The following is a 26905-nucleotide window of genomic DNA, read 5'->3' on the forward strand; positions in this document are numbered from 1 at the left end:
ACTGCAAAACAGTCTAAGATTTTCATTCACTATTATTGTCCCTCAAATGCGATTTCTAAATTTTTCCTTGCTGTGGTTTTGTTTGCTATTTGCTGTATCAATGACCGCGCAAACTAAGCTGCCGGTATATCCTCAAAAATGGAATGCCTTTTGGATAACTGTTCCGGATGCTCCTGCCAAAACTTATGGTGTTTATTATTTCAGAAAAAAAATTTCATTGCCGGAAAAACCGAAAACCTTCATTGTTCATGTCTCGGGTGACAATCGTTATGCATTAATAGTTAATGAAAAACTGGTTTCGCATGGTCCGGCGAGAAACGACTTGAATCACTGGAACTATGAGACGGTGGACCTGGCACCTTTACTTGTGCAAGGTGATAACGTAATAGCTGCTGTTGTTTGGAATGAAGGTGAGCACCGCCCCGAAGGACAGATCTCCAACCGCACGGGTTTTTTGTTGCAGGGTAATACAAGCAAAGAAGAAATAGTTAATACAAACAATGGCTGGAAGTGTTTAAAGAATACTGCTTACACAGCATTGGCCGGTGGTATTGGTTATAATGCTTATTATGTTGCCGGTCCGGGTGAATTGATTGATATGCATGCCATGCCGGATGACTGGATGAAAAATGATTTTGATGATAATGCATGGGGTAATGCAACTAAAGTTGGATGGCGCAGCGCCACACCGAAAGGAACAGTTGATATTGCTGACTGGATGCTGGTGCCGTCTCCCTTACCGCAAATGGAATTAACAGCGCAACGTTTTTCCGCTGTAAGAAAGTTTGAAGGTGTCAGTATTCCCAATGGTTTTCCATCTGTAAAAACTTCACTTACTATTTTGGCCAATACACAAGCCTCTTTTTTACTCGATCAGTCAGTTCTTACCAACGCTTATCCTGAAATGATTTTCAGCAACGGAAACAATGCAGGTATCTCCTTTACTTATGCAGAAGCATTGTTTAGTGAAAAGCCTGACGGACCCGGTAAAACATTTCGCAAAGGCAACCGCAATGAAGTGGAAGGAAAGATTATAGCGGGAAGAAAAGATAGTATCATTTCAAACGGAAAAGTCAGCCAGCGTTTCAGCACCCTGAACTTTCGAACGTTTCGGTATATACTGGTGAGAGTGACAACAAAAGATGAACCGCTGATCATTGAGGATATTTATAGTGTGTTTACCGGGTATCCATTTAAGCTGAATGCAAAGTTTGATGCCAATGATAAAATACTGGATAAAATTTTTGAAACCGGCTGGCGTACAGCAAGGCTTTGTGCATGGGAAACTTATATGGATTGTCCTTACTATGAGCAGTTGCAATACATTGGCGATGCAAGAATACAGGCACTGGTTTCATTGTATAACAGCGGTGATGACCGTTTGGTGCGCAATGCCATTACTCAAATGGATCATTCAAGAATGGCTGAAGGTATCACGTTAAGCCGTCATCCTTCTTTTTCGCCACAGCAAATTCCTACCTTCTCTCTGTGGTATATTGGTATGGTGCATGACTACTGGATGTATCGTGGTGATAGTACATTTATAAAAGATAAGATACAAGGCATAAGAGATGTGCTTTGGTTTTTTAGCAAATACCAGCAGGCTGATGGTTCATTGCGAAAAGTGCCCTACTGGATATTTACCGATTGGGTAGAAGGGAAAACAGGATGGCCGGGAGGTGTAGGCCCAATTGGCTCTGATGGCAGTTCTTCCTTATTGGATTTTCAATTGTTATGGGCATTGCAATTGGCAGTGCAACTGGAATCACAATTAGGTATAAAGGGAATGGCTGATATGTATAAACAAAAAGCTATGCAGCTTCAGCAGACGATACGGCGCAGTTATTGGAATGCAGAGAAAAAACTATTTGCCGATACCCGTGATAAGGACCGCTATTCCCAGCATGCCAATACGCTGGCCATTCTTACCGAAACTGTCACAGGTATTGACGCCACAGAACTTGCCAAAAAGTTATTCAACGATCGTACACTTTCGCCTGCTTCTATTTATTTCAAATATTATTTGCATAGGGCAGGTATCAAAGCGGGATTAGGCAATGATTATTTAAAATGGCTGGATAAATGGAAAGAAAATATTGAAATGGGGCTGACGACCTGGGCCGAGATATCAGAAATTGACAATGCCCGTTCTGATTGCCATGCATGGGGATCAAGTCCGAATATTGAATTCTTCAGAACGGTATTAGGGATTGACAGTCATGCACCGGGGTTTTCACAAGTGAGAATTGAACCGCATCCAGGGTCATTAAAAAATATCAAAGGTGAGATACCACATCCAAATGGAACGTTATCCATAAGTTATGTGTATAATAAAAAATGGGATATCGAAATCAATCTGCCTCCCCAAACTGCCGGCATTTTCGTTTGGAAGGGCAAAACATTTCGGTTAAAAAGCGGGAAAAATTCCTTTACAATGTTATAGGAAGTTGGCCAGGCAGTTAGGCGTAGTTTCAAAAGACAGACCATGACAGTTACAAATCGACTGTACTTTAGTTTTGTCGTCATTGCCATAATGAATAAAAATAAATAACGAATGCAGGTCATACTAGGTGTCATCTTTCATTTTATCGGTGGTTTTGCCTCTGGCAGTTTTTATATTCCTTATAAAAAAGTCAAAGGCTGGCATTGGGAAAGCTATTGGATAACAGGCGGATTATTTTCATGGCTCATCGTTCCGCCCATTGCCGCATGGTTAACCATACCCGGGTTTGCAGATATCATCAGGGGTGAAGAGTTTTCAACGTTTTGCATTACTTATTTGTTTGGTGTGCTGTGGGGAATTGGTGGCTTGACCTACGGTCTTGGAGTTCGCTACCTCGGTGTATCATTGGGCAGCAGTATCATTCTGGGTCTTTGTATGGTATTCGGTGCACTGATACCCTCTATTTATTATGATTTTTCACCGGTGGAAGGAAAAGATACGTTCAGTATGATGGTAGGTTCCAGTTGGGGCCTGACTGTGCTGGCAGGACTTCTCGTTTGTATCATTGGAATCATTATCTGTGGTAAAGCGGGAATGATGAAAGAAAAACAGCTGAATGCTGCCGGTACAGATCCACATGGTGTGGCGGCAAAAACGGAGTATAAGTTTGGGTTGGGTATGCTGGTGTCGATTATATCCGGCGTATTGAGTGCTTGTTTCAATTTTGGTCTCGAAGCGGGTCAATCGCTGGCAATGGTAGCCAATGATGCATGGAAAGCCGTCAATCCAGGTGAAGGAGAATTTTTATACCGCAATAATGTTATATACGTTGTGTTATTGTGGGGAGGTCTTACTACCAATTTTATCTGGTGTATGATACTCAATGCCCGCAACAAAACATTTGGTGATTATACCAACAAGAAGACGCCATTACTTTCCAACTATTTGTTTTCGGCCCTGGCCGGCACTACCTGGTTCCTCCAGTTTTTCTTTTATGGAATGGGCGAAAGCAAACTGGGCAATGGCCCGAGTTCATGGATACTGCATATGGCATTCATCATACTGGTGGCGAATATGTGGGGACTGGTTTTAAAAGAATGGAAAGGTGTAAATAAGAAAACCATTACAACTATCACGATAGGTATTATCATTATCATACTATCTGTGTTATTGGTTGGTCGTGGTAATAATCTGCATGAAAAATCAAAACAAGAAAAAACTACAACATATGTCAGTGGCGACAACAAAATTTAAACATGTAAGTTACCTGTGGGATAAGGAAAAAGCTGCATCGATGCAGGGAGATGAAGTAGCACTATTGGTGTATCGCTCCAATTTATTGGGTGCTGATCTTAGGCTCACTAACTATGGTGGCGGTAATACATCCTGTAAGGCAATGGCTAACGATCCGCTTACAGGTAAAGAAACTGAAGTGATGTGGGTGAAAGGTTCGGGCGGCGACCTGGGCACGATGAAAAGAAATGGCCTGGCTGCATTGTATGTTGACCGGTTAAGAGCATTAAAAAATATTTACCGCGGCATTCAATTCGAAGATGAAATGGTTGAGCTCTTCAATCATTGTATTTACGATCTGTCATCCAAAGCTCCGTCAATCGATACTCCCTTGCATGGATTTTTACCCTTTAAACATATTGATCACTTACATCCGGATGCAGCCATTGCTATTGCTGCCGCAGAGGATGGGGAACGCATTACCAAAGAATTGTTTGGCGGAACGATTGGTTGGGTAAAATGGCAGAAACCAGGTTTTGATTTAGGATTACAGTTAAAGCAGTGCCTGGATGAAAACCCGGGCATTCGTGGTATCATGTTAGGCTCTCACGGCTTATTCACCTGGGGAGATACGGCTTACGAAAGTTATATGAACACATTGGAGGTAATCGAACGTTGTGCGCAATATTTGGAAGATAATTATGGGAAAAAAAGTCCCATATTCGGTGGACAAAAAATTCAGTCATTGGAAAAAGAGGAACGCTTGAAAAAAGCAGCCACCTTAGCGCCAATTCTGAGAGGTTTCTGTTCAAATAGTGATCTTAAAAATTCCCCTTCAGGGGGTAGGGGTATGATCGGCCATTTCAGCGATGACGACAGGGTATTGCAGTTTATTAATTCGAATGACCTGGGAAGATTGGCGCCGATGGGTACAAGCTGTCCCGACCATTTTCTTCGTACAAAAATTTCTCCGCTGGTATTAGAGTTGTCTCCTGCTGAAGATATAAGTGATACAACTAACCTAAAAGCAAAATTGTCCCCTGTCTTCGATGCGTATAGAAAAATGTATGCGGAATATTATGATACCTGCAAACATCCTAATAGCCCTGCCATGCGTGATCCCAACCCCGTTGTGATTTTATATCCCGGTGTGGGTATGTTCACTTTTGCAAAAGACAAACAAACAGCAAGAGTAGCTGCTGAATTTTATATAAATGCGATCAATGTAATGAAAGGAGCCGAAGCAATTTCGGAATATACCTCGTTGCCGCGGCAGGAGGCATTCAATATTGAATATTGGTTGTTGGAAGAAGCCAAGTTACAGCGGATGCCAAAACCAAAACCATTGAGTGGTAGAATTGCATTGATAACGGGTAGTGCTGGTGGCATTGGTAAGGCTATCGCTAAAAAGATGGCGGAAGAAGGAGCTTGTGTAGTATTAAATGATATGAATGCTGAAAGACTGGAAGAAGCAAAAGAAGAGTTTAAAACAATCTTTGGTAAAGATATATTTGCGGCAGATGTATTGGATGTGACGAATGCAAATACTATTGATCAAACTTTGCAAACGGCCGCGTTGGCTTTTGGTGGCATTGATATCATTGTAAATAACGCTGGCCTTTCCATATCCAAGTCGATAGAGGATCATACCGAAAAAGATTGGGATCTGCTATATGACGTTTTAGTAAAGGGACAATTCCTCGTAACACAAAAAGGAGTAGAGATCATGCGCAAGCAGGGATTCGGCGGAGATGTGTTGAACATTGTTAGTAAAAATGCATTGGTTAGCGGACCTAACAACGCAGGCTATGGATCAGCTAAATCAGCACAACTGCATTTGGCAAGATTAAATGCGGCCGAATTGGGTAAGGATAAAATAAGAGTGAATGTAGTGAACCCTGATGCTGTAATTGCTGGTAGTAATATCTGGAATGGCGGATGGGCCGAAGGTCGTGCAAAGGCGTATGGCATTAAAGTGGAGGAGTTGCCTCAATACTATGCAGGACGTACTTTGCTGAATGAAATTATTTTACCCGAGGATATTGCCAATGCCTGTTTTGCATTTGTGGGGGGGCTTTTAAATAAGTCGACAGGTAACGTATTGAATGTGGATGGAGGAGTTGCGGCAGCGTTTGTGAGGTAAGAGACCCCATCCAGCCTCCTCCCGACCTCCTCCGAAAGAGGAGGCCACCAGCGCACAAGCCTCGCTTTTCGGAGATTCAAAAAATTATCAGAGTCTTCGAAAATGCCGGGCAGCGATATAAAGCTGATGTGGTAGGAATGCAGTTTGGGTTTGCACAGTAGCACCGTCCCTTCCCTTTCGGGGAAGGGATAAGAGGGATGAGGCCGATTTGGTAGTGATTAAGGTTGGATTTACGAGAGAGCATTAAGGGCACTTCCCCTCGTGGAGGGGCGAATATAGGAGTCTGAATGCTGTAGTAAATTGGGGTGGGTTGCCTCTACTTCGACATCGCTCAGTAGCGAATAGAATGATGAATGGGGCGTCGCAATCCGGATAGGTATCGGGACTCAATCGGAGTTACTAAAGCTGGTATCAAAAAATATATGAAACGAGTTGCTTTTAAAATGAAACTTTTCAAAGGCTATGAGGCGGAATACAAAAAAAGACACGATGCTTTATGGCCGGAGTTGGAAGCCTTGTTAAAGCAGGCAGGCATCAGCGATTATTCTATATTTCTCGATGAAGAAACCAATGATTTGTTTGGTTATCTTACAATAAAAGATGCGGGTCAACTGGAAGAGTTGCCCAAACACCCGGTAATGCAAAAATGGTGGGCCTATATGAAGGATATCATGGAAACAAACGATGATAACTCACCCGTCAATATCCCATTGAAAGAAGTGTTTTATTTACCATAAAAGATTGCTATGCAAATTGAAAAATATAAAATACAGGAGTTTAACCAGCCATTGCTGTTGGATCATAAAAGAAAGTTTGAATTCCTGGCTGCAGATATAAAAAATGTAGATGCAGTGCTGCAAAAATTGATGGACTTTAATGTAGCTATTCCCAGTTGGGCACTTGGCACAGGTGGTACCCGCTTCGGTCGTTTTTCCGGCGCCGGCGAACCTGGCAACCTGGAAGAGAAAATGGAGGATGTTGGATTATTGCATGCATTGAATCAGTCGAGCGGTGCTATCTCACTACATATTCCCTGGGATATACCGGAAAATTATGCGTCCATCAAAGCATTAGCGGCGCAGTTAGGATTGCGGTTCGATGCTGTTAACTCCAATACATTCCAGGACCAGAAGGACCAGGAATTGAGTTACAAATTCGGTTCATTGCAACACGTTGATAAATCTGTTCGTAAACAAGCTATCGAACACAATATCGAAGTAATCAGGCATGGCGTCGAATTGGGTTCAGAATCATTGACGGTTTGGCTGAGTGACGGCAGCTGTTTTCCCGGTCAATTAAATTTCAGGAAGGCGTTCCAAAATACGCTGGAGAGTTTGCAGGAAATATATGCTGCGCTACCGCATAATTGGAAGGTGTTTGTAGAGTATAAAGCCTTTGAACCAAACTTTTATTCCATGACGGTAGGGGATTGGGGGCAGTCATTATTGTATGCAAACAAGTTGGGGTCCAAAGCCTATACGCTGGTTGACCTGGGTCACCATTTACCAAACGCAAATATTGAGCAAATCGTTTCTTTATTATTAATGGAAGGAAAGTTGGCGGGTTTTCACTTTAATGATAGCAAGTATGGCGATGATGATCTTACCGTGGGAAGTATAAAACCATATCAGCTTTTTTTGATCTTTAATGAACTGGTAGAAGGGATGGATGCAAAGGGTATGGATCATGCGAAGGATCTTGGCTGGATGATCGATGCCAGCCATAATGTGAAAGATCCATTGGAGGATCTGTTGCAGTCTGTTGAAGCCATCATGCTGGCTTATGCGCAGGCGTTGACGGTGGATAGAAAAAATTTAATTACGGCACAGGAGAGTAATGACGTGGTAGCAGCACAGGAGATATTACAAAATACATTTCGGACAGATTTGCGGCCGCTGGTAGCCGAAGCAAGACTGAGAAGCGGAGGCGCTCTTCAACCGCTGCAATTCTTCCGTGATTTAAAAATAAGAGAACAGCTGATAAAAGAAAGAGGTACTAAAACAGTTGCAACCGGATTGTGATGAAAAGAATTCCAGCCATAGCCATATTTGATGTTGGCAAAACAAATAAGAAACTGGTATTGTTTGACGAGCAGTACAAACTGGTATATGAAGAGAGCAGGCAATTTGAAGAGATAAAAGATGAAGACGGATTTGCCTGTGAAGATGTAGCTGCATTAGCCAGGTGGGTGAAAGGTTCTTTTACTGCATTATTGGGCGATAAAAGATTTGACATCAGGGCTGTTAATTTTTCTGCTTACGGTGCAAGCTTTGTGTATTTAAATAATGACCTGGAAGTTACAGGTCCATTGTACAATTACCTCAAACCATATTCCGCTGAACTTCAAAAACAATTTTACAATACTTACGGAACGGAAAGCACTATTGCACGGCAAACTGCTTCACCTGTATTAGGCAGTTTAAACTCGGGAATGCAATTATATCGACTGAAACATGAAAAGCCCGCTTTCTTTGCACAGATCAAATGGGCTTTGCATTTGCCTCAGTACCTGAGCCATGTTCTTACATCCGGTATACACACTGATATTACAAGCGTCGGTTGTCACACCGCCCTTTGGAATTTTCAATATAAAAAGTATCACCGGTGGGTAAAGTCGGAGGGTATTGAAGATAAGTTTGCGCCAATTTTAGGTTGCACGGAGATTGCCGGATATACAGAACAACGAATCCCGGGAGGGGCAGGATTGCACGATAGTTCCGCAGCATTGATACCGTATCTCGCTTCTTTTAATGAGCCCTTTATTTTATTGTCAACAGGTACCTGGTGTATTAGTTTAAATCCGTTTAACCATGCACAGCTTACCAACAATGAATTAAACCACGATTGTCTTTGCTACTTATCGTATGAGGGCAAGCCGGTAAAAGCGTCCCGGCTATTCGCAGGCTATGAGCATGAACAACAGGTAAAAAGGTTAGCGGCGCATTTTAATGTAGCCAGCGATTATTACTCTGGAGTTAAATGCGACACAGAAATATTGAAGAAATTAAAACCATTAAACCAAAAAATGCAAGGGTTGAATGACAAGGTCATGGTTGGTCAATCTGCCTTTGCGGAAAGAGATCTTGCCAAATTTTCGAATTACGAAAAAGCGTATCATCAGCTGATCGCTGATATAATCCAGCAGCAGGTAAAAAGTACGAGCCTTGTGTTGAAAGGAACAATGGTCAAACGAATTTTTGTGGATGGTGGGTTCAGTAAAAACTCCATTTACATGTATTTATTGGCAAAAGCCTTTCCGTCGATAGAAGTATATGCGGCCTCCGTAGCACAAGCCAGTTCGCTGGGTGCCGCATTGGCCATTCATCCTCATTGGAACAATAAGCCGCTGCCGGCGGACATTATTGAGTTGAAATTGTTTTCCGTCAATCAAGCTAAGGTGTCAGGGTAAAAGTTGGCGAAAAGAGGGAAATCCCGAATAACAAACAGATTTATGTTGATCCTGGTAAAAAACAAAGCCGCTATAAAAGCGGCTTTTACGTTATTCCGTTGGCCCATAAGGATTCGAACCTTAAATGACTGAACCAAAATCAGTAGTGTTACCATTACACCATGGGCCAATAACACTGCGAAGTGCCAATTTTTAAATTGGAGTGCAAAAATAAGGGTTGATTGCTTTCCTCCCAAATGGTTTTTAGAAAGAAAAACTGTTCTTTTTGGCCATTTATAATTGCTTTGCGGCAGCGATTTTCTCCTCTTTGTCCTCTTTTTCTTTCAGCTCCCGGATCTTATCCAGCGCCCCGGCCACCACATCGCACATGATCGTCACCAGCGTTCCTGGTCTCGCATTGGCGTAGGCATATTCCAACGCCTCGTTCTCATTCGGAATGACTGTGGTGGGAATTTCAGGATTTACTTTATCGAGCCCTTGTTTTAATAAATTAATAATATCATCTGCAGTACGACCCCTTAGGTTTTTGTCGCAGCGGATAATTATTTCATCAAAATACTGCGCTGATATTTCTCCCAGTTCACGGATATCTTCATCCCGCCGGTCACCGGTACCGCTTATTATTCCCACCCGGTTTTTATAATCCAGCTTACTGATGAAGTCGCACAGGAGGCGAAGACCATGTGGGTTATGAGCGAAGTCAGCGAGAAATGTAAAGTTTTTAAATTGGAAAAAGTTTAACCTTCCGGGGGTTTGCAATGAAGAAGGAACAAAAGTTAATAACCCCTGCCTGATATCCTCAATGGTAATGTCGCGATACAAATAAGTGGCCAGCACTGCCGGCAAGACGTTTGCAATATTATGAATAGCTTTACCCTCAAAAGTGATAGGAATATCTTTTACATTCGAAACTCTTATTTTCCAGGTGCCTTTCATGATACTGACATAACCGTTCTCATATACAGCAGCCAGCCCACCTGTGGCGCAATGTTTTTTAATGCGTGGATTTTTTTCATCCATGCTGAAAAATGCAATATTACATTTCAATCCATCTTTCATTTTATACACCAGGTCGTCATCTGCATTCAATACGGCATAGCCGTGGGGGAAAACAGTTTCAGGCACCACTGCTTTTACCTTTGCCATTTGTTCAACTGTATTGATGCCGCCCAGTCCAATATGATCTGCCGCTACGTTTGTGACAATGGCTACATCGCAATGCTGAAATGCCAATCCTGATTTTAAAATGCCACCCCTGGCACATTCCAACACTGCAAAATCAACGGTCGGGTCTTTTAATACAAACGACGAGCTCACGGGTCCGGTGCAATCACCCTTCATCATCATTTGATTTTGGATATATACGCCATCTGAAGTCGTATAACCAACTTTTTTGCCGGCACTTTTAGCAATATGGGCCGACAGACGGGTAGTAGTAGTTTTGCCGTTTGTACCTGTGATCGCAATAATTGGAATTCGTCCAATACTCCCTTTCGGAAAAAGCATATCAACCACAGGCTCTGCCGCATTCCTTGGTATTCCTTCCGACGGATCAATATGCATCCGGAAACCGGGGGCTGCATTTACTTCTAATATTGCTCCACCCGATTCTGCAACAGGATTACGGAGATCTTTTACCATAATATCGATACCACAGATATCCAAGCCAATGATCCGGGCTATGCGTTCAAACATAAATATGTTAGCAGGATGTACCTCATCGGTTACGTCAGTCGACGTACCTCCTGTTGAGAGATTAGCGGTGGGTTTTAATAAAACCAGTTCACCATGTTTAGGAACTGTTTCTAACGTGTAACCGGCATCGTCCAGCATTTTCTGGGTAAACTGATCGATAGTGATTTGCGTTAGCACTTTTTCATGTCCATATCCCCGCCGCGGATCCTTGTTTGTTTCATTGATCAAATACTGTATCGTATTGATTCCATCACCCGTAACAGCCGCCGGGGTGCGAAGAGCTGCACAAATAAATTTGTAATTAACCACCAGTGCCCTGAAATCAAAACCTGTAATGAATTTTTCTACGATCACATTCCTGCCATATTCTTTGGCTGCTTCAAATGCTTTTTGTGCCTGCTCACGATTAACGATATTGGTCGTATTTCCTTTGCCATGGTTACCATCGACAGGTTTTATCACCAATGGATAACCCAGGCGCTCAATGGCGTCATCCAAACCGGCTTCCGATCTAATAACTACGCCTTTTGGTACCGGCACTTCCGCAGCTTCGAGCAAATTTTTTGTTTCTTCTTTATCACAGGCAATGTCTACCGCAATGTTAGAAGTAGTTGAAGCAATGGTAGCTCTTATTCTTTTTTGGTGTACACCATAACCGAGTTGAACAAGACTTTGTTTATTCAGACGTATGTAAGGGACGCCTCGTTTGGCTGCTTCTTCAACAATACAACCTGTAGAAGGACCCAGACGTGTGTCTTCCCTGATCTCCCGCATGGTTTGCACATCTTCATCGAAGCTGTAATCTATTCCATCAATCAATGCCTGTGCAATTTTTACGGCGGCCTTAGCGGCATAGATGCCGGCATCTTCTTCCATATAGTCAAAGATGACATAGTACACGCCTTCTTTTTCGCCGGTGCTTCTTGTGCGGCCAAAACCACAATCCATGCCCGCCAGTGTCTGAATTTCCAAAGCAATATGTTCAATAACATGGCCCATCCAGGTGCCTTCTTCCACCCGGCTAAAAAAGCCACCGGGTGCACCTTCACTGCATCGATGGTCGTATAGGGTAGGTAACAAATTTTCCAATCTTTCCCGGAAGCCTTCAATCGTATTAGTGGGTTTTTGCTCCATCTCCTCCAGGTCAAGTTTCATCTGAATCAATTTGGGCCGGCGAACACTCCAATAGTTAGGGCCCCTCAATACTTTTATCTCCAGTATTTTCATCAGTTTATTTTTTATTATTTTTTGGCCTGGTGGAACCCCGCAAATAACCATTCCTCAGTAAGAGAAAAATTTATCATGCCCGGTTTCATCTGTGACTGCTTTTATGGTAAGTTAGTTTTTTTTCTGTTAAGTTGCCGGTGTAATGAAAGCCGGTCAAAAAGATAATTTGTGTGTTGTGATATTGTTCTTCAAGTGAGTTTTTAATTACATTTAGTCAAAACAAGTCGCCATGCCGAACAGCCGCCGGAATTTTCTCCAAAAAGCGGGAGCAATAACCTCCAGTGCCTTTCTTACTTCTGTTACACAGCCTTTGTGGGCAAAAGATCTGGACCGGGCAATTCAAAATGCCAAAGCTGTGCCAGCTGATAAGCTATCCACCGAAGAAGATTTCTGGTATTATATTCAGCAATCTTTCACCCCGGCAAGTGGTCTTATCAATTTGAACAATGGCGGTGTGTCGCCTGCCCCTAAAACAGTACAGGACGCCATGAAGCGCTACTATGACATGACCAATGAGGCACCCAGCTATTTTATGTGGCGTGTATTGGATCTGGGACGTGAACCATTGAGAAAAAACCTTGCAAGACTCGCTGGTTGCCCGGCAGAAGAGATTGCGATCAACCGTAATTCATCTGAAGGCCTTGAAACAATCATATTTGGCTTGCAATTAAAAGCAGGGGATGAAGTTGTGGCTTCTAAACAGGATTATCCCAACATGATTAACGCATACAAGCAGCGGGAAAAAAGAGATGGGATAAAAGTCAAATGGATAAATCTGGAATTGCCCTCGGAAGATGAAAATTATCTGGTGCAACAATATGTCAATGCTTTTACTTCCAGGACAAAAGTGGTGCACATTACACATGTCATCAACTGGAATGGCCAAATATTGCCTGTTCGAAAGATTGCTGATGAAGCGCATAAAAGAAATATTGAAGTGATCGTGGACGGGGCGCATAGTTTTGCGCATTTTGATTTTAAAATTCCTGATCTCGGAGCTGATTATTTTGCGACAAGCTTACACAAATGGTTATATGCGCCCATCGGCACAGGTATGCTATATGTAAAAAAGGAAAACATCAAAAAGGTATACCCATTATTTGCGAGTGGGGAAGAGCCATTGCGGGATGATATCCGCAAATTTGAAACGCTTGGAACAAGGCCCTTTTTTATTGAACAGGCAATAGGAGAGGCGATTGTCTTTCACGATATGATAGGTAGTGAGAGAAAAGAGAAACGTCTTCACTACCTGAAAAATTATTGGATGGAAAAATTGAAAGGCATACCCGCCATGAAGTTAAACACATCATTGCAACCAAAATTTGGCTGTGCTATTGGCAACATCCTGGTGGAAAGAAAGAAGCCCGCAGAGCTGGAGAAATTTCTATTTGAAAAATATAAAATTCATACAGTAAGCATAGAGTGGGAAAATATAAAGGGAGTAAGAATTACTCCCAATGTTTATACCACTACAAAAAATTTAGATGAATTAGTGGAAGGCATTATTGCTTTTTCGAAAAGCTAATAGCCAATATCAAACATTCTCAAGTAAACTGACACAGCACATTCACTTTTCCACATGTCTGCGTTTATTATCTTTTCATTAAATCGATTTTCTTTTACATTTGTTGCTTACCAAATGAGCTTGAATGGGCCATCCTAAAGGAAAACTAATCGCTGTTGGCGGCGCTGAAGACAAAGGAACAGACCTGGAAACAGGAGAAATTCATCGCAGTAATTTGAACTTTTTTGAATTAGGCATTCTTCGGCGAATCGTAGAGGAAGCCGGAGGACCCTCGTCCCGTATTGAAGTGATCACCACAGCCTCGATGATACCCTATGAAGTGGGTGAAAATTACCTCAATGCTTTCGGTAAAATAGGTTGTACTAATGTGGACGTAATGCATATTCGTAACCGCCAGGATACGATAAAAGCAGAATATCTTGACCGGATCCGTAGTTGCGATGCGGTAATGTTCAGTGGCGGAAATCAGTTACGCTTAAGTGCTAATAATGGCGGTACCGAGTTCTTACGAATTATAAAGAGACGTTACCAGGAAGAAAATTTCGTGGTCGCGGGTACCAGTGCCGGAGCTATGGCGATGAGCAATACGATGATCTATGAAGGCAACGCAACAAGAGCACATTTAAAGGGTGAAGTGAAAATTACAACAGGGCTTGGATTTATTTCTACCCTGATCATTGATTCGCATTTTGAAAAGCGGGGGCGTTTTGGAAGATTGGCACAGGCTGTAGCTGGTAACCCCGGATGTATTGGCATCGGCTTGGGTGAGGATACCGGAATGCTTATCACAGAAGGGGGTAATAAAATGGAAGCAATTGGTAGCGGATTGGTCGTCATCATCGATGGCCATGAAATCATGCATTCGAATTTTGCAGATATACCAGATGGCAATCCAGTCAGTATAGAAAATATCAAAGTACATTTTTGTGAGAAGGGTAATGGTTACCTGATCAATGAACGAAAATTCCTACCCGAAGCAAGCGAAGGGGCTGTTATCAAAAAGCAGGTGAATGTGGAATGATATCCGTTGGTGTTGCATTAAGCAAGAAGTTGTTTCAGTAAAGAGGAAACTTCCCGGGGATTGTTGATTGACATTAAATGTGTGCCACCTTCTATCGGATAATCAGCTTTTACATAGCGGAACGGCAGCAACTTATCAGCCGTGCCATGAATATGTTTTACGTTTGGAGGGATGGTTTTACCCTTCCAGTTTAGAATGGCGCCAATGGCCCATTTAAGAAAGCTGGGATCTACGTCAGCCAGAATAGCCGCCAGTAGCTGCGTATGTTTTTTATCGTTGACGCCAAATAGCCATTTGAACCGATAGCTAATTCTTATCAAAACCGTCGGTAACCATTTATACAGGGGCAAATATTTTCCGATACGCAGGTAAAAGGGAAATTCATCTGCCGATTTATTGCTGGCAATAATAATCGCATTTACCCTGGCATCAGCTTTTGCCATTTCGGTTGCAAGCATACCGCCAAATGAAACACCGATAACGGTGGGATGATCATCCGGAATTTGCTTTCGAAGTCTTAGGGCATAACTTTTTAATGATTCGTTGGGTACCGGCTTAATCCAATCAACGAATACTGCCTCACAAAAAGACAGATCTAATAAAGAAAATGCCCTGCTATCCGCTCCTAAACCACTAATGAAATATATTTTTTGCATAAAGCAGCTGTTACTAAACAGCCTTTACCAGGTAATAATTTCGACGGCCCTTTTGAACCAGTAAATATTTTTGATGAAGCAATAAACTACTGTCAACTGTCAACTGTACGTTGTCAACTTTCTTACGGTTAAGACTTATTCCGCCGCCCTGTACCATTTTCCTGGCTTCGCCTTTACTTGGAAAAATACCTGTATCGGCTAGTAGCGAAACAATATCAATGCCGGTTTCAATTTTTTCTTTTGCAAATTCGGATTTAACAACTCCCTCCATTCCTTCCAGGTCTTCAACGCTTAAATTCTCGGCCGGTGCAGATTGCCCCGCAAATAATTTTTGCGTTGTTTCTACTGCCTTTTCATATTCCTCTTTACCATGAACAAAAATAGTTACCTCCTCAGCCAGGCGCTTTTGCAAAATACGTTTGCCGGCATCTATTTGATGTTCTGTTGTGATAGCATCAATTTCGGTCTGGGGTAAAAAAGTAAAGATTTTGATCCAGTTAATCGCGTCTTCATCACTTGCATTTAACCAAAATTGGTAGAATTGATAGGGTGAGGTCCGAATGGGATCCAGCCATACATTTCCACTTTCGGTTTTTCCAAATTTGGTTCCATCAGCTTTCGTAATCAGTGGGCAGGTAAAAGCAAAGGCCTCGCCGCCTGCTTTTCTGCGAACCAGTTCAGTGCCAGTGGTGATATTGCCCCATTGGTCGCTACCACCCATCTGTAGTTTGCAGTTTTTATTTTTATACAGCCAGTAAAAATCATAGCCCTGCATTAACTGGTATGCAAATTCTGTATAACTCATTCCCACTTCACCTTCAATCCTTTTTCTAACACTGTCCTTTGCCATCATATAGTTGACAGTGATATGTTTGCCTGTATCCCGCAAAAAATCTATGAAGGAGATATTTTTAAACCAATCATAGTTATTAGCCATTTCAGCAGCATTGGGCTTTGCCGGATCAAAGTCAAGAAATTTTTCCAACTGGCTTTTCACCCCGGCAATATTCCGGGCCAGAGTGGCTTCGTCCAGCAAATTTCTTTCTTCGCTTTTTCCGCTTGGATCACCCACCATACCGGTGGCGCCACCCACTAGTGCAATCGGTTTGTGACCTGCTTTTTGAAGATGAACCAATAAAAGTATGGGTACGAGGCTGCCGATATGTAAGCTTTCAGCGGTTGGGTCAAAGCCGATATAGGCTGTCGTCATTTCTTTATCTAACTGCTCTTCCGTGCCGGGCATAATATCACGGATCATCCCTCTCCAGCGTAATTCTTCGATCAGGTTCATTGGTATAAATTCAAATTTTGCGACAAAAGTAAGGCAGAAGATTAAAGCAGCCGGCAAATACAATATTTTTCTAACGCATTCGTTTTCAGTTGTTATGTTTTTTCATTTTGAAACCCATAGGATTTACAAATTGAAAGATTAGTTTTACAGGCGACTTAGCACTGTAAAGCCGTCCTTATTAATTGCTTATAAGAAAATTTGCCCCGAATGAAGTCGCCCCGATTTTGCGTGACCCTATTAGCAAGTCTCATCACTATTGCTACATCTGCACAGTTTCGAAAGTATTCCAACGAGTTTTTAAATATTGGGGCAGGAGCCAGGGGGCTTTCAATGGGTAGTGCCCAAATTTCTTCGGTAAATGATGGAACAGCTGGTTATTGGAACCCTGCCGGCCTGGTAGGAGTAAAAGAAAACACCCAGGTAAACCTGATGCATGCAGAATATTTTGCAGGCATCGGCAAATATGATTTTGCCAGTATTGCATTTCCTTCTGTCAATAACAAAAGGACATTTGCGATCACAGGATTAAGGTTTGCCGTGGATGATATCATGAATACATTGTTCCTGGTAGAGCCAGACGGATCAATCAACTATAATAATATCCAGGCTTTTTCTTCTGCCGATTATGCCTTCCTTTTATCTTTTGCCCAGCGATTAAAAGATACTGAAAAGAAAAAAGTTCAGTTTGGTGTCAACGCAAAAATCATACACCGAAACGTAGGAAAGTTTGCTAAAGCATGGGGTTTTGGAATCGATGCCGGATTACAGGTTCAACAGGGGAAGTGGCGATTTGGTTTGGTCGGTCGTGATATTACAACCACGTTCAACGCATGGTCGTTCACTTTTACTGAAAGAGAAAAAGAAGCTCTCTATCTTACCAACAACGAAATACCTGTTAAATCGACGGAAATGACAGCACCCCGTTTGGTATTAGGCGCAGCCCGGGAATTTCAATTGAGTAAAAAAACAAGCCTGTTAGCTGAGGCGAATCTTGATCTGACATTTGATGGGCAGCGAAATACATTGATCAGTGCTGACCCGGTAAGTGCCGATCCAAAACTTGGATTGGAATTAAATGTGAACAATGTTTTTTTCCTGCGGGCTGGTATTAATAATTTTCAACGTGCTCTTGCCGATGAAGATACCCTCAACCAGAAAAAAGTTTGGATTTATCAACCAAGTGCCGGGGCTGGATTTAAAGTACAAAGTGTGACGATTGATTATGCGTTTGCCAACCTGGCCAACCAATCTAATCCACTGTTTACCCACGTATTTTCTCTGCGCTTTGATATGGTTGATCAAAAGACAAAAAAGAAAAAAAAGAAATAATACCATCTGTACCACCAATAAACCAAGTTGAATGAAACGAATTTTGCTTTTATTGTTGACACTAGCCTTCTTGCATGCAGGAGCACAGGTTTACAATAATGAATGGATTGATTACAATAAGACCTATTATAAGTTTAAAGTTGGCGCAACGGGCTTGTATAGAATCACACAGGTTTCTCTTGCATCGATAGGACTGGATAACACGAACGCCGACCATTTTAAGCTTTGGAGAAACGGAAAAGAAATACCATTATATACGTCAGTTCAAAACGGGCCATTAGGTACAAATGGCTATATAGAATTTTGGGGTGAAATGAATGATGGAAAAGCGGATTTACCCTTATATCGCCAGCCAGATTATCAATTAAATGATAAGTGGAGTTTACAAACAGATACAGCAGCTTATTTTCTTACTGTAAACCTGGCGGGAAATAATTTACGTCTTATTCCAACCGTCAATGACGTAGCAGGCAATACACTTCCTGCAGATCCTTATTTCATGTATACGACAGGAGTATATTACAAAAATAAAATAAATATTGGCCGGCAGGAATTAGTGGGAAGTTCTTATACATACTCTTCATCGTACGACATGGGAGAAGGTTATACTAGCGGAGATATTGCCAATGGTGCAACAGTTACATCCAATATTGCTAACTTAAGACCTTATATCGGTGCAGGAGCTCCTGATCCCTTTGTAAAGATACATGCGGCAGGAAATGCGACAAATGCGAGAAATTTCAGGTTAAGGTTAAATGGTGATTCCATTTTGGGAGCCGCAATGGATTACTATGACTATGTAAAGGTTTCGAGAACGGTACCAAATACTTTATTAAACAGTGGTAGTGCCAGTTTCCAGGTGACGAATTTATGTACCACACCATCGGATCGAATGGTAGTTGCGCAAATCGAGCTAACTTATCCGCGTCTTTTTAATTTTACTGGAACAACTAACTTTTATTTTGAATTGCCTGCTAATACGGCGGGAAATAATCTTGTTATTACCGGATTTAATTATAGTGGTGGCGCTCCTATACTTTATGATCTAACAAACGGCAAACGATACGAAGCAAACACGAGTACTGCGTCTCAATTAAAAATTGTTTTGCAGCCATCTTCAGTCGACAGGAAACTGGTTTTAGTAAGCCAGGCGGCAACTAATATCAAAGGTGTTACATCATTTGAGCAACGCAATTTTATAGATTATAAAATTGCGGCTAATCAAGGTAATTATTTGATCATTACCCATCCTGCATTAACAGCTGCAAGTGGCGGAGCTGATCCCGTAGAAGACTACCGGGCTTATAGAAGCTCACCACAGGGTGGGAGTTATAATGCAAAAGTGTTTATAATCGATCAACTGGTTGATCAATTTGCCTTCGGTATAAAAAGACATCCGCTATCGATCCGCAATTTTCTGAGATGGGCCAGGGCTAACTATTCTTCTCCGCTGAAGAGTGTTCTATTGATAGGCAAGGGCGTTATCTATACACAGTTTAGGGCGCAGGAAAAAAATCCTGATATAGATAAATTAGACCTGGTACCCACTTTTGGGAATCCTGCATCCGATAACCTGTTAAGTGCTGCAGGAAGTAGTTCTGTTCCGCTAACACCGATTGGCCGAATATCTGTCATTAATAAACAAGAACTTGGTGATTACCTTGAAAAGGTGAAACAATATGAGCAGGTTCAAACATTTAGCTCTCCGGGAATTGCAGATAAAGCATGGATGAAAAATATCGTTCATGTAACAGGGGCTAGTGACAATAACACATCAGACATATTATTAGAATCTTTAAATGGGCATAAAAAAATTATTGAAGATACTTCGTACGCCGGCAATGTTACCACCTTTACAAAAAGCTCAGCAGATGCTGTTCAACAGGTAAGCAGCCTTCGTTTGGAAAATCTTTTTAAAGAAGGAATAGGAATTCTTACTTATTTTGGACATTCCTCTGCAAGCACTTTAGAGTTTAACCTGGATAAGCCACAGGCATACGATAACCAGGGCAAATACCCTGTCTTTATCGTGATGGGATGTAATGCCGGAAGTTTCTATAATTATAATGTAGCGAGATTCTCAACCAAGGAGACAATTTCCGAAAGATTTGTATTGGCAAAGGAAAGAGGGGCGATCGCCTTTCTGGCCAGTACTCACTTAGGCATTGTTCACTATCTCGACATTTATAACAGTAGAAATTACAATGCTATTTCCAACACAAAATATGGCGCCACCTTAGGTGAAATTATGGACGAAGCCATTAAGGAGGTTTTTGGCCTTACCACTGAAAATGACTTTTATGCAAGATTTCAATGCGAACAATTTGCCCTACACGGTGACCCCGCTTTAAGACTTTATAATTTCGAAAAACCGGATTATGTAATCGAGGAGCCATTGGTAAAAATATCTCCCTCCTTTATATCTATTGATCAGCTCAGCTTTAAGGTGAATGCTGTCTTTATGAATATCGGAAAGGCTATTAATAAGGATATCATTATAGAGCTAAAACGAACCCATCCTGACCAGATCGAAGAAGTATTCAGAAGGGATACGATTCGGTTTACAAAATTCTCTGATTCTCTTTCTTATACGATTCCGATTGATCGATTGAAGGACAGGGGATTAAATAAAATTACTGTGACCATTGATGCAGGAAATGCCGTAGATGAGCTTTATGAAACTAATAATACTGTTACTAAAGATGTTTACATCATCGAAGATGATATAAAGCCAGTCTATCCATATAGCTATTCTATTATTAATGATCCAAACCTAAAATTAGTGGCGTCTACAGCAAATCCTTTTGCAAGAAGCAGGGATTACATGATGGAGATAGATACTACTGAATTATTTAATTCGCCGTTAAAGGTAAGCCGGTCAATAACTAGCGAGGGAGGGGTGATTGAATTTACTCCGGGAATTACTTTCACTGATAGCACAGTTTATTATTGGCGGGTTGCGACGGCAGTCATATCTGGCAGCCCTAACTGGAACAGTTCTTCGTTTGTGTACATACCAGGAAATGAAACTGGATTCAATCAGTCACATTACTTTCAACATGCCAAATCGGTGAATCAGCGTCAAAAACTCGTTCCGGAAACACGACAGTGGAAATATGAAACTACTCACAACAGTCTTTTCATCACCCATGGGTGTTGGGTTACAGCTGTTACCCAGGAAGCTGGAGTGGCTGTTTCGCTTAATAATAATCAGATAAGTCATAATACCTGTGCTTTTTCTTCGCTTGTTTTTAATGTAGTGGATTCTGCTTCACTTATACCCTGGGTTAATACTACGATTAATAATACAGGTAATGGAGGATTGGGACTCGCACAATACGGCAGTGTTCGTAACAACTGTTTTTCCGGAAGAACAATAAATTTTGAGTGGCGTTATGACACCCCGGAAAGAAGGAAGATGATGATGGATTTTATGAAAGATACCATTCCGGATGGTAAATATGTTATTGTTCGCAATTTTACCCTTGATCCAACGAGGTTTCCAACATACCCACAAGCTTGGGCGGAAGATTGGAAAAGTGATGAGGCATTATACGGAACCGGCAACTCCCTATATCATTATTTAAAAAATGCGGGGCTGACATCCATTGATTCATTTTACCGGGCAAGACCATTTGCACTGGTCTATAAGAAAAACGATCCTTCTTTTGCGCCAAGATGGATCATGGGTGAAGGCATTTATGATAATCCTTCACTGACTGTCGATTTACCGGGAATTGAAAAAAATGCTACCCTTACTTCTCCTTTACTGGGTCCCGCCAAGCAATGGAATGAGTTCAGATGGGAAGGTTTTTCTTTGGAGAATCCCGCTAAAGATATCGCTACTGCCAGTATCATCGGCGTTAAGCCTGATGGCGCTGTAGACACATTGATTAATAATATTTCAAAAACTGACCAAGTAGTTGATGTTTCGGCTATTGATGCCAAACAGTATCCATATTTGAAATTATCAATGAATACAACCGACACATCTGTTTACACTCCATATCAATTGAAATATTGGCGATTATATTATGAACCTGTTCCTGAAGGCGCTATTGCACCAAATATTTATTTTAAAACAAAAGATACTGTAACAATCGGTACACCGGTAGAATTCGGAATAGCTTTTAAGAATGTAAGCAAAGTTAATTTTGACAGCGTGAAAGTAAAGTTTGCGATTACTAATGAAAAGAATATTGAGGATACTATATGGGTCCCACGTCAAAAGATCCTGGTTGCGGGAGATACAATCAAATTGAATGTATCGATAGATACTAAATCCTTATCAGGTAACAATACACTTTTTGTGAACTTTAATCCTGAGGAAGATCAACCTGAACAATACCTTCTTAACAACTATGCATTCAGGAATTTATTTGTAATTCCGGATAGTTTGAGCCCTGTCATGGACGTTACATTTGATGGCACTCATATTTTAAATAAAGACATCATTTCGGCAAAGCCGAGGATACTTATTAAGCTGACCGACGAAATGAAATCTTTGCTGTTAAATGACACAAGCCTTGTCACGGTGAATGTGAGATACCCGAATGGTGATACCCGCCGCTTTTACTTTACCGGTAATGATACTTTACAGTTTATACCAGCAGACCAGAACAATAACACCGCCAGCGTCAATTTTACTCCCTATTTTCCCGAAGACGGCGAGTATGAGCTGATTGTAATCGGAAAAGATCGTAGCGGCAATTTTGCCGGGCAGCAATATAAGGTGGCGTTCACGATAATAAATAAGCCAATGATATCGAATATGCTCAATTATCCTAATCCCTTTACCACTTCAACTTCATTTGTATTCACTCTTACCGGAGCGGAAGTGCCCCAAAACATTCGGATACAGGTGCTGACAATTACTGGTAAAATTGTCAGAGAGATCACTAAAGAGGAATTGGGGCCTTTACATATTGGAAGGAATATCACTGAATTCAAATGGGATGGAACAGATCAATATGGGCAGAAATTGGCCAATGGTATTTATCTTTATCGGGTCATAACGAACCTGAATGGTAAGTCTCTCGATAAGTACAAGGCCAAAGATGATAATACAGACAAATATTTCAACAAAGGATATGGTAAAATGTATTTGATGCGGTAACCTATTTTGCAATGTAAATAATAATTCTGGCTATTTAAAACAGCCATTTTTTTTCAGGTAAAGCCTCTGACAGGGTTGTAAATGGATATTCTGGCTTTAGTGATAATCAAAGGGTACCTTAACTTTCAAAATCTTATAGGAAGGCATTTCGGCCAACAATGTATGATCAGAAGGCAGATGAAATGCGGGTTGGATCTTAAGTGCACTTCTTTTGTCAAATACAAAAATAAGTTCTCTTCCCCGCCAGGAAGGATCAATTGTCCCGGATTTCAAAAAAAGCGTTAATGCATCTTTCTTTTCTCTTACAAATGGCGTAGTAAAGGGGTGGGCTATCCATGGATAGGCGTCAGTATAGATTGTACTTAGATAGGGGATTAATTCAATGTTTCCAATAAGTAGGGTTTGGTTGGTTGACTGTTGGTTTAATAATTTTAAAATATCTCTTTGTTCTTGTGTCAGGTAGGAAGTTGAAGCTGTGGTTGACCTGAAAGATGATTGGCTGTAAATCCAGCTCGCATTGTCGGAGAAAAAAAATGTAATGAACAACACAACAAAAATTTTTTGGATATTCGATTGGGTGGATCTTTCAAAAAGCCAATGAAGTGCAGGTATGCCCAGTAAAAATAAAGCAGTCCAAATATATCCGCGTGCAAAATGGATCGGTTGCATTGGTTTCATAATGAGCTCATGATTTGCCAACCCGAAAGCCACGAGAAACCAAACGAGGAACAGTCGATTATTGTTGTTTTTTAAAAAAAGTAGTGAGTCGTTCTTGCAAATATTAAACAAAGCCAGGAGGCCCACCAGGCAATAGGCTGGAAGCATACTGAAAAATCTCAGCCGCCAATTAAGGCTGTACTGTTGACTAACAGAACGATGCTCGGGAGATTGATTTAGAAAAAAAAGATAGTAATAAAGGTGAAAAATTAATACCACTGACACGCCGGCAAGGAACCATCGGGGGATCTCACGGTTGCGAAAAATAAATTTTTCGAAAAGTGACCAGGGTATGACAATCAACAAAAGCTCAATACCTGTAAACGGATGCGAAACAGATAACAGGGCGGAGGCAACAAAAGCAACTAACCACTTTTGTTTTAAAAGACCATAAATAACTGACAAGAAAAGGAAATGATACCATGACTCGCAGGAAAAAAATAAAGATCTTCCCAGGTTTAATCCCCACCATCCGACCGCGGGGTCTAAAAAAAACACACTGTGGACTTTAGCTGTGCCATAATAAAGTTGCGTAAAAAAACCTGCAACAGTTAAGAGCCCGCCGCCCCACGCAAATAGCCAAATGCTGATGATTCTATATTTTCTTGTTGAAACAATATGATCATATATAGCTATAATCAATTTAAAGCACAAGAGCGAACACAGAAATGTGAAGGGAATGAGTATCCACCCAGGTGGAATGCCAGCCTTTAGCAGCCCCGCAAAAAGTAGGGTCTGTATTTGAAAATAGATAGGCCGATAGTTGTCAGCGTCATTGAAGGGATTGCTGTATAAAATACTTGTTTTGTCTGTGTCGAGATATTGCTTTGCATAGGCTATATAGGAAATATTATCATGCTGAATAAAACCTGTAGGATGAAGTGATGTATCATGGTTAAGAAGGTACGCAATGAAGAAAAAACACATCGGCAATGTGAGCATCAGCGCAAAAAGCCAGTTTTTTCCTTTTTGATTCATTTGAATCTTACGTCTTTTATAAGGTGAAATAAAAGAAATGCAGTTATTGCAAAAAGCATTACTAGCGATGTATACATTGCTGGTTTTATAGCTAAGGCCGGTCTAAACTGAAAACTTATTTTGTGACGCCCCTCAGATACAGCAACGGCCAGGAAGGCTTTATTTGCCCTGTATACAGGAATTGGTATATCGTCTTCAAATGCGTGCCAGCCATGATGATATTGTTGAAACAACACAAATAATCTCTTTGAATTTGTTATGGTTTCGAAATCGATGCAATTGTTATTGAACTTTAATACTTGTACTGAACTAGCGGTACTGTCATTCTTAAAAAACATCCGCCCAATTTTTTCTACCAGTACAGATCTGCCCGTAGCCGGCAGTTTCTCCAAAGAGGAAATGAGGCGGTCGGGGAAATAAGCAAAGGGATATCCGTTCAAAGCTGACCGGAGTAATGGGCTACTTAAAAAATTCAGGTAATTGCTGTTGAGGGTTGGCGTGATGACGTGATCTTGAATAGTTATTGTTTTGTTGTAAAACTTTTCCTGGCCTAAAGCCGAATTTGTTAAAGTGTCTTTATAGGTCCCAATAGGTTTTGTAAGATCTGGTAGGGGATATCCTTTTGGAAATGAAGATAAATACCGGTTTACCGTGGATGTCTTTACCTGCGAAATAAAAGTAAATGGCAATGCCATCCAACAGAAAATAATCAGATTGGTAGCAAATAGTCCAAGAACAACTTTTTTATTTTTTTTAAGCGAAAAGAATAAAAAAAACAATATAAAAACTATTTGTAAGGAGCCCTGTAGTGCCATCATATCGGCAAAGCCAAGCCGATCAAGCAAGTTCTTTCCCATTTTGGTGAACTGAATTTCACGGAGATTCAGAGTTGGTATATAAATGATAAGCAACGTCAATAAGATACCCAATATACTCAGGATAATATTTTTCAGCCTTTTCAACGAAAAATTGGCGCCGTTAAAATAACTGTTCAGGGGCTTTGCTGCCAAAAGAATGATGGCAATACTGCTAAAGATGCGCATAGAGGCGGGATGGCGAAAAGTGTTCATCAAAGGGAGCAGCCGGTGGCACCATCCTCTCAATGGCGTAGCATCACCCAAGCTAAAAAGAAAAGAAAAAATGGATATACTTAAAAGAAATTTTTGAAGTCCCTGTATTTTTTCTGTAAGAGCCAGTATAAAGAAAACAAATACAAATATTCCTACAGAAGCATTCCTGGCACTGCGATCGGTTAATAGCCATTCATGATTTTTTGACACAGCAGACGGCAGCAGATAGGAGATAGAGCTGAAAATTGGGAAAGAGTTGGTCTGCGCCCTCACCAGGGTAGCCCCACCCCCTCTTTCATAGTACCTCATAAAATCCCACCAGGACAGAATTACAGGGCTGCACAGAATAATGAAAGTAATAAGTGCTGCAAAAAGGTAAAAGAGCACTGGCTTTAGTCGTTGGTTCCTGAAATGTCTGGTGAGCCAAACAATAAGGGCGGCGAGTAAGATATAGGTGCAGAAAATGAAATAGCTTGGATAACCGGCTGTAAGAAGCAATGATAAGGCAAGGGAAAGTTTAAATGAATTTTGCAGACATGGACTATTGAGAAGCCGGAAAAAATAAAGAAAAACAAATGGCAGGTATGCTGCACTTGTTATCCATGGAATAATTGAGCCACTATCTGTCATAAATCCGCAGCAACAGTAAGCCGTCGCAGTGATAATTGATGTATTTTTTTTATAGCCAAACTCTCTTGTGAGTTTAAACATACTAGTGGCAGCAACAAACAAGTAGAATAGTAACTCCCATTGTAAAACAGTCAGATTATAAGTTGTGAAAAAGGAAATAAACATCATCACAGGATTCCACACACCACTTTGGATATCGCTGTGTAGCGGCAGGCCTGTATAGAGGTAAGGGTTCCACCAGGGAAATTGCCCGTTTTGAATTGCTTCGCTAATATGGTAACGATAAGGAAGAAAATAAACCAAGGCATCATTTTTCAAACTAAACACATTAAAAGTTAATGGCCAGTAAGCGATCATGGATATCAGCAACAAAAACAGGTAGTGATTGCGGTAAAGTAAAAAATTGCGGAGCTGCTGCATTT

General features: G+C 41.2%; 15 protein-coding genes and 1 tRNA gene. 10 read left to right on the plus strand and 6 right to left on the minus strand.

All coding sequences use genetic code 11. From position 1 onward, the window contains the following. Positions 1 to 100 precede the first annotated feature (100 nt). The 6 genes from P2W73_RS03625 (at position 101) to P2W73_RS03650 (ending at position 9228) form a co-directional block, all read left to right on the plus strand. Positions 101 to 2443 carry an alpha-L-rhamnosidase-related protein gene (locus P2W73_RS03625; protein WP_276500626.1) on the plus strand — a complete coding sequence of 781 codons (2343 nt, stop codon included), beginning with the start codon at positions 101 to 103 and terminating at the stop codon, positions 2441 to 2443. A gap of 111 nt (positions 2444 to 2554) precedes the next feature. After that, entirely contained in the window at positions 2555 to 3697 is a 1143-nt protein-coding gene (rhaT, locus tag P2W73_RS03630; protein WP_276500627.1) for an L-rhamnose/proton symporter RhaT, read from the plus strand. Beyond that, positions 3672 to 5819: a bifunctional aldolase/short-chain dehydrogenase gene (locus P2W73_RS03635; protein WP_276500628.1), complete on the plus strand. Its 2148-nt coding sequence runs from the start codon at positions 3672 to 3674 to the stop codon at positions 5817 to 5819. Before rhaT ends, P2W73_RS03635 begins: the two co-directional genes overlap by 26 nt. Before the next feature lie 422 nt (positions 5820 to 6241). Then, positions 6242 to 6556, plus strand: a complete 315-nt coding sequence (gene rhaM, locus P2W73_RS03640) for an L-rhamnose mutarotase (protein ID WP_276500629.1) — start codon at positions 6242 to 6244, stop codon at positions 6554 to 6556. 9 nt (positions 6557 to 6565) lie between these two features. Continuing rightward, positions 6566 to 7840: a sugar isomerase gene (locus P2W73_RS03645; protein WP_276500630.1), complete on the plus strand. Its 1275-nt coding sequence runs from the start codon at positions 6566 to 6568 to the stop codon at positions 7838 to 7840. Further along, positions 7840 to 9228 carry an FGGY-family carbohydrate kinase gene (locus tag P2W73_RS03650; RefSeq protein ID WP_276500631.1) on the plus strand — a complete coding sequence of 463 codons (1389 nt, stop codon included), beginning with the start codon at positions 7840 to 7842 and terminating at the stop codon, positions 9226 to 9228. The genes P2W73_RS03645 and P2W73_RS03650 overlap by 1 nt, the downstream gene beginning before the upstream one ends. A gap of 98 nt (positions 9229 to 9326) precedes the next feature. Here the strand turns inward: P2W73_RS03650 and P2W73_RS03655 are convergent. After that, a tRNA-Gln gene (locus P2W73_RS03655) sits at positions 9327 to 9397 on the minus strand. 104 nt (positions 9398 to 9501) lie between these two features. After that, positions 9502 to 12150, minus strand: coding sequence for a cyanophycin synthetase (gene cphA / locus P2W73_RS03660; protein WP_276500632.1), 2649 nt, complete (start codon positions 12148 to 12150; stop codon positions 9502 to 9504). Positions 12151 to 12379: 229 nt separating this feature from the next. Here cphA and P2W73_RS03665 point away from each other — a divergent pair, with 229 nt between their 5' ends. Then, positions 12380 to 13675 (plus strand): aminotransferase class V-fold PLP-dependent enzyme, encoded by a 1296-nt coding sequence (locus P2W73_RS03665; RefSeq protein WP_276500633.1) that lies wholly within the window; start codon positions 12380 to 12382, stop codon positions 13673 to 13675. Positions 13676 to 13799: 124 nt separating this feature from the next. Further along, a complete protein-coding gene (locus tag P2W73_RS03670; protein WP_276500634.1) occupies positions 13800 to 14696 on the plus strand; it encodes a cyanophycinase in 897 nt (298 codons plus the stop codon). A gap of 17 nt (positions 14697 to 14713) precedes the next feature. Here P2W73_RS03670 and P2W73_RS03675 read toward each other — a convergent pair whose 3' ends face one another. Together P2W73_RS03675 and tyrS are read right to left on the minus strand one after the other, a co-directional pair. Next, a complete protein-coding gene (locus P2W73_RS03675; RefSeq protein ID WP_276500635.1) occupies positions 14714 to 15352 on the minus strand; it encodes an alpha/beta hydrolase in 639 nt (212 codons plus the stop codon). Between the two features lie 13 nt (positions 15353 to 15365). Next, positions 15366 to 16643 (minus strand): tyrosine--tRNA ligase, encoded by a 1278-nt coding sequence (gene tyrS / locus P2W73_RS03680; RefSeq protein WP_276500636.1) that lies wholly within the window; start codon positions 16641 to 16643, stop codon positions 15366 to 15368. A gap of 207 nt (positions 16644 to 16850) precedes the next feature. Between tyrS and P2W73_RS03685 the strand changes: the two genes are divergently transcribed. Further along, entirely contained in the window at positions 16851 to 17972 is a 1122-nt protein-coding gene (locus tag P2W73_RS03685; protein ID WP_276500637.1) for a putative type IX sorting system protein PorV2, read from the plus strand. 31 nt (positions 17973 to 18003) lie between these two features. Then, the gene (gene porU2 / locus P2W73_RS03690; protein ID WP_276500638.1) at positions 18004 to 23088 is read left to right on the plus strand and encodes a putative type IX secretion system sortase PorU2; all 5085 of its coding nucleotides are present in this window, start codon (positions 18004 to 18006) and stop codon (positions 23086 to 23088) included. 96 nt (positions 23089 to 23184) lie between these two features. Here porU2 and P2W73_RS03695 read toward each other — a convergent pair whose 3' ends face one another. After that, positions 23185 to 24783: a hypothetical protein gene (locus P2W73_RS03695; RefSeq protein ID WP_276500639.1), complete on the minus strand. Its 1599-nt coding sequence runs from the start codon at positions 24781 to 24783 to the stop codon at positions 23185 to 23187. After that, the gene (locus P2W73_RS03700) at positions 24780 to 26903 is read right to left on the minus strand and encodes a YfhO family protein (RefSeq protein ID WP_276500640.1); all 2124 of its coding nucleotides are present in this window, start codon (positions 26901 to 26903) and stop codon (positions 24780 to 24782) included. Before P2W73_RS03700 ends, P2W73_RS03695 begins: the two co-directional genes overlap by 4 nt. Between the last annotated feature and the right edge of the window lie 2 nt (positions 26904 to 26905).

Source organism: Terrimonas pollutisoli (genome assembly GCF_029360765.1).
GTDB lineage: Bacteria > Bacteroidota > Bacteroidia > Chitinophagales > Chitinophagaceae > Terrimonas_B > Terrimonas_B pollutisoli.

Bases quoted from the DNA above. Each gene is read 5' to 3' on its own strand.
- P2W73_RS03645 (WP_276500630.1), top strand. From the start codon at position 6,566: ATGCAAATTGAAAAATATAAAATACAGGAGTTTAACCAGCCATTGCTG.
- P2W73_RS03665 (WP_276500633.1), top strand. From the start codon at position 12,380: ATGCCGAACAGCCGCCGGAATTTTCTCCAAAAAGCGGGAGCAATAACC.
- porU2 (WP_276500638.1), top strand. From the start codon at position 18,004: ATGAAACGAATTTTGCTTTTATTGTTGACACTAGCCTTCTTGCATGCA.
- P2W73_RS03635 (WP_276500628.1), top strand. From the start codon at position 3,672: ATGTCAGTGGCGACAACAAAATTTAAACATGTAAGTTACCTGTGGGAT.
- rhaM (WP_276500629.1), top strand. From the start codon at position 6,242: ATGAAACGAGTTGCTTTTAAAATGAAACTTTTCAAAGGCTATGAGGCG.
- P2W73_RS03685 (WP_276500637.1), top strand. From the start codon at position 16,851: ATGAAGTCGCCCCGATTTTGCGTGACCCTATTAGCAAGTCTCATCACT.
- P2W73_RS03675 (WP_276500635.1), bottom strand. From the start codon at position 15,352: ATGCAAAAAATATATTTCATTAGTGGTTTAGGAGCGGATAGCAGGGCA.
- P2W73_RS03695 (WP_276500639.1), bottom strand. From the start codon at position 24,783: ATGAATCAAAAAGGAAAAAACTGGCTTTTTGCGCTGATGCTCACATTG.
- P2W73_RS03625 (WP_276500626.1), top strand. From the start codon at position 101: ATGACCGCGCAAACTAAGCTGCCGGTATATCCTCAAAAATGGAATGCC.
- P2W73_RS03650 (WP_276500631.1), top strand. From the start codon at position 7,840: ATGAAAAGAATTCCAGCCATAGCCATATTTGATGTTGGCAAAACAAAT.
- tyrS (WP_276500636.1), bottom strand. From the start codon at position 16,643: ATGAACCTGATCGAAGAATTACGCTGGAGAGGGATGATCCGTGATATT.
- P2W73_RS03670 (WP_276500634.1), top strand. From the start codon at position 13,800: ATGGGCCATCCTAAAGGAAAACTAATCGCTGTTGGCGGCGCTGAAGAC.
- cphA (WP_276500632.1), bottom strand. From the start codon at position 12,150: ATGAAAATACTGGAGATAAAAGTATTGAGGGGCCCTAACTATTGGAGT.
- rhaT (WP_276500627.1), top strand. From the start codon at position 2,555: ATGCAGGTCATACTAGGTGTCATCTTTCATTTTATCGGTGGTTTTGCC.
- P2W73_RS03700 (WP_276500640.1), bottom strand. From the start codon at position 26,903: ATGCAGCAGCTCCGCAATTTTTTACTTTACCGCAATCACTACCTGTTT.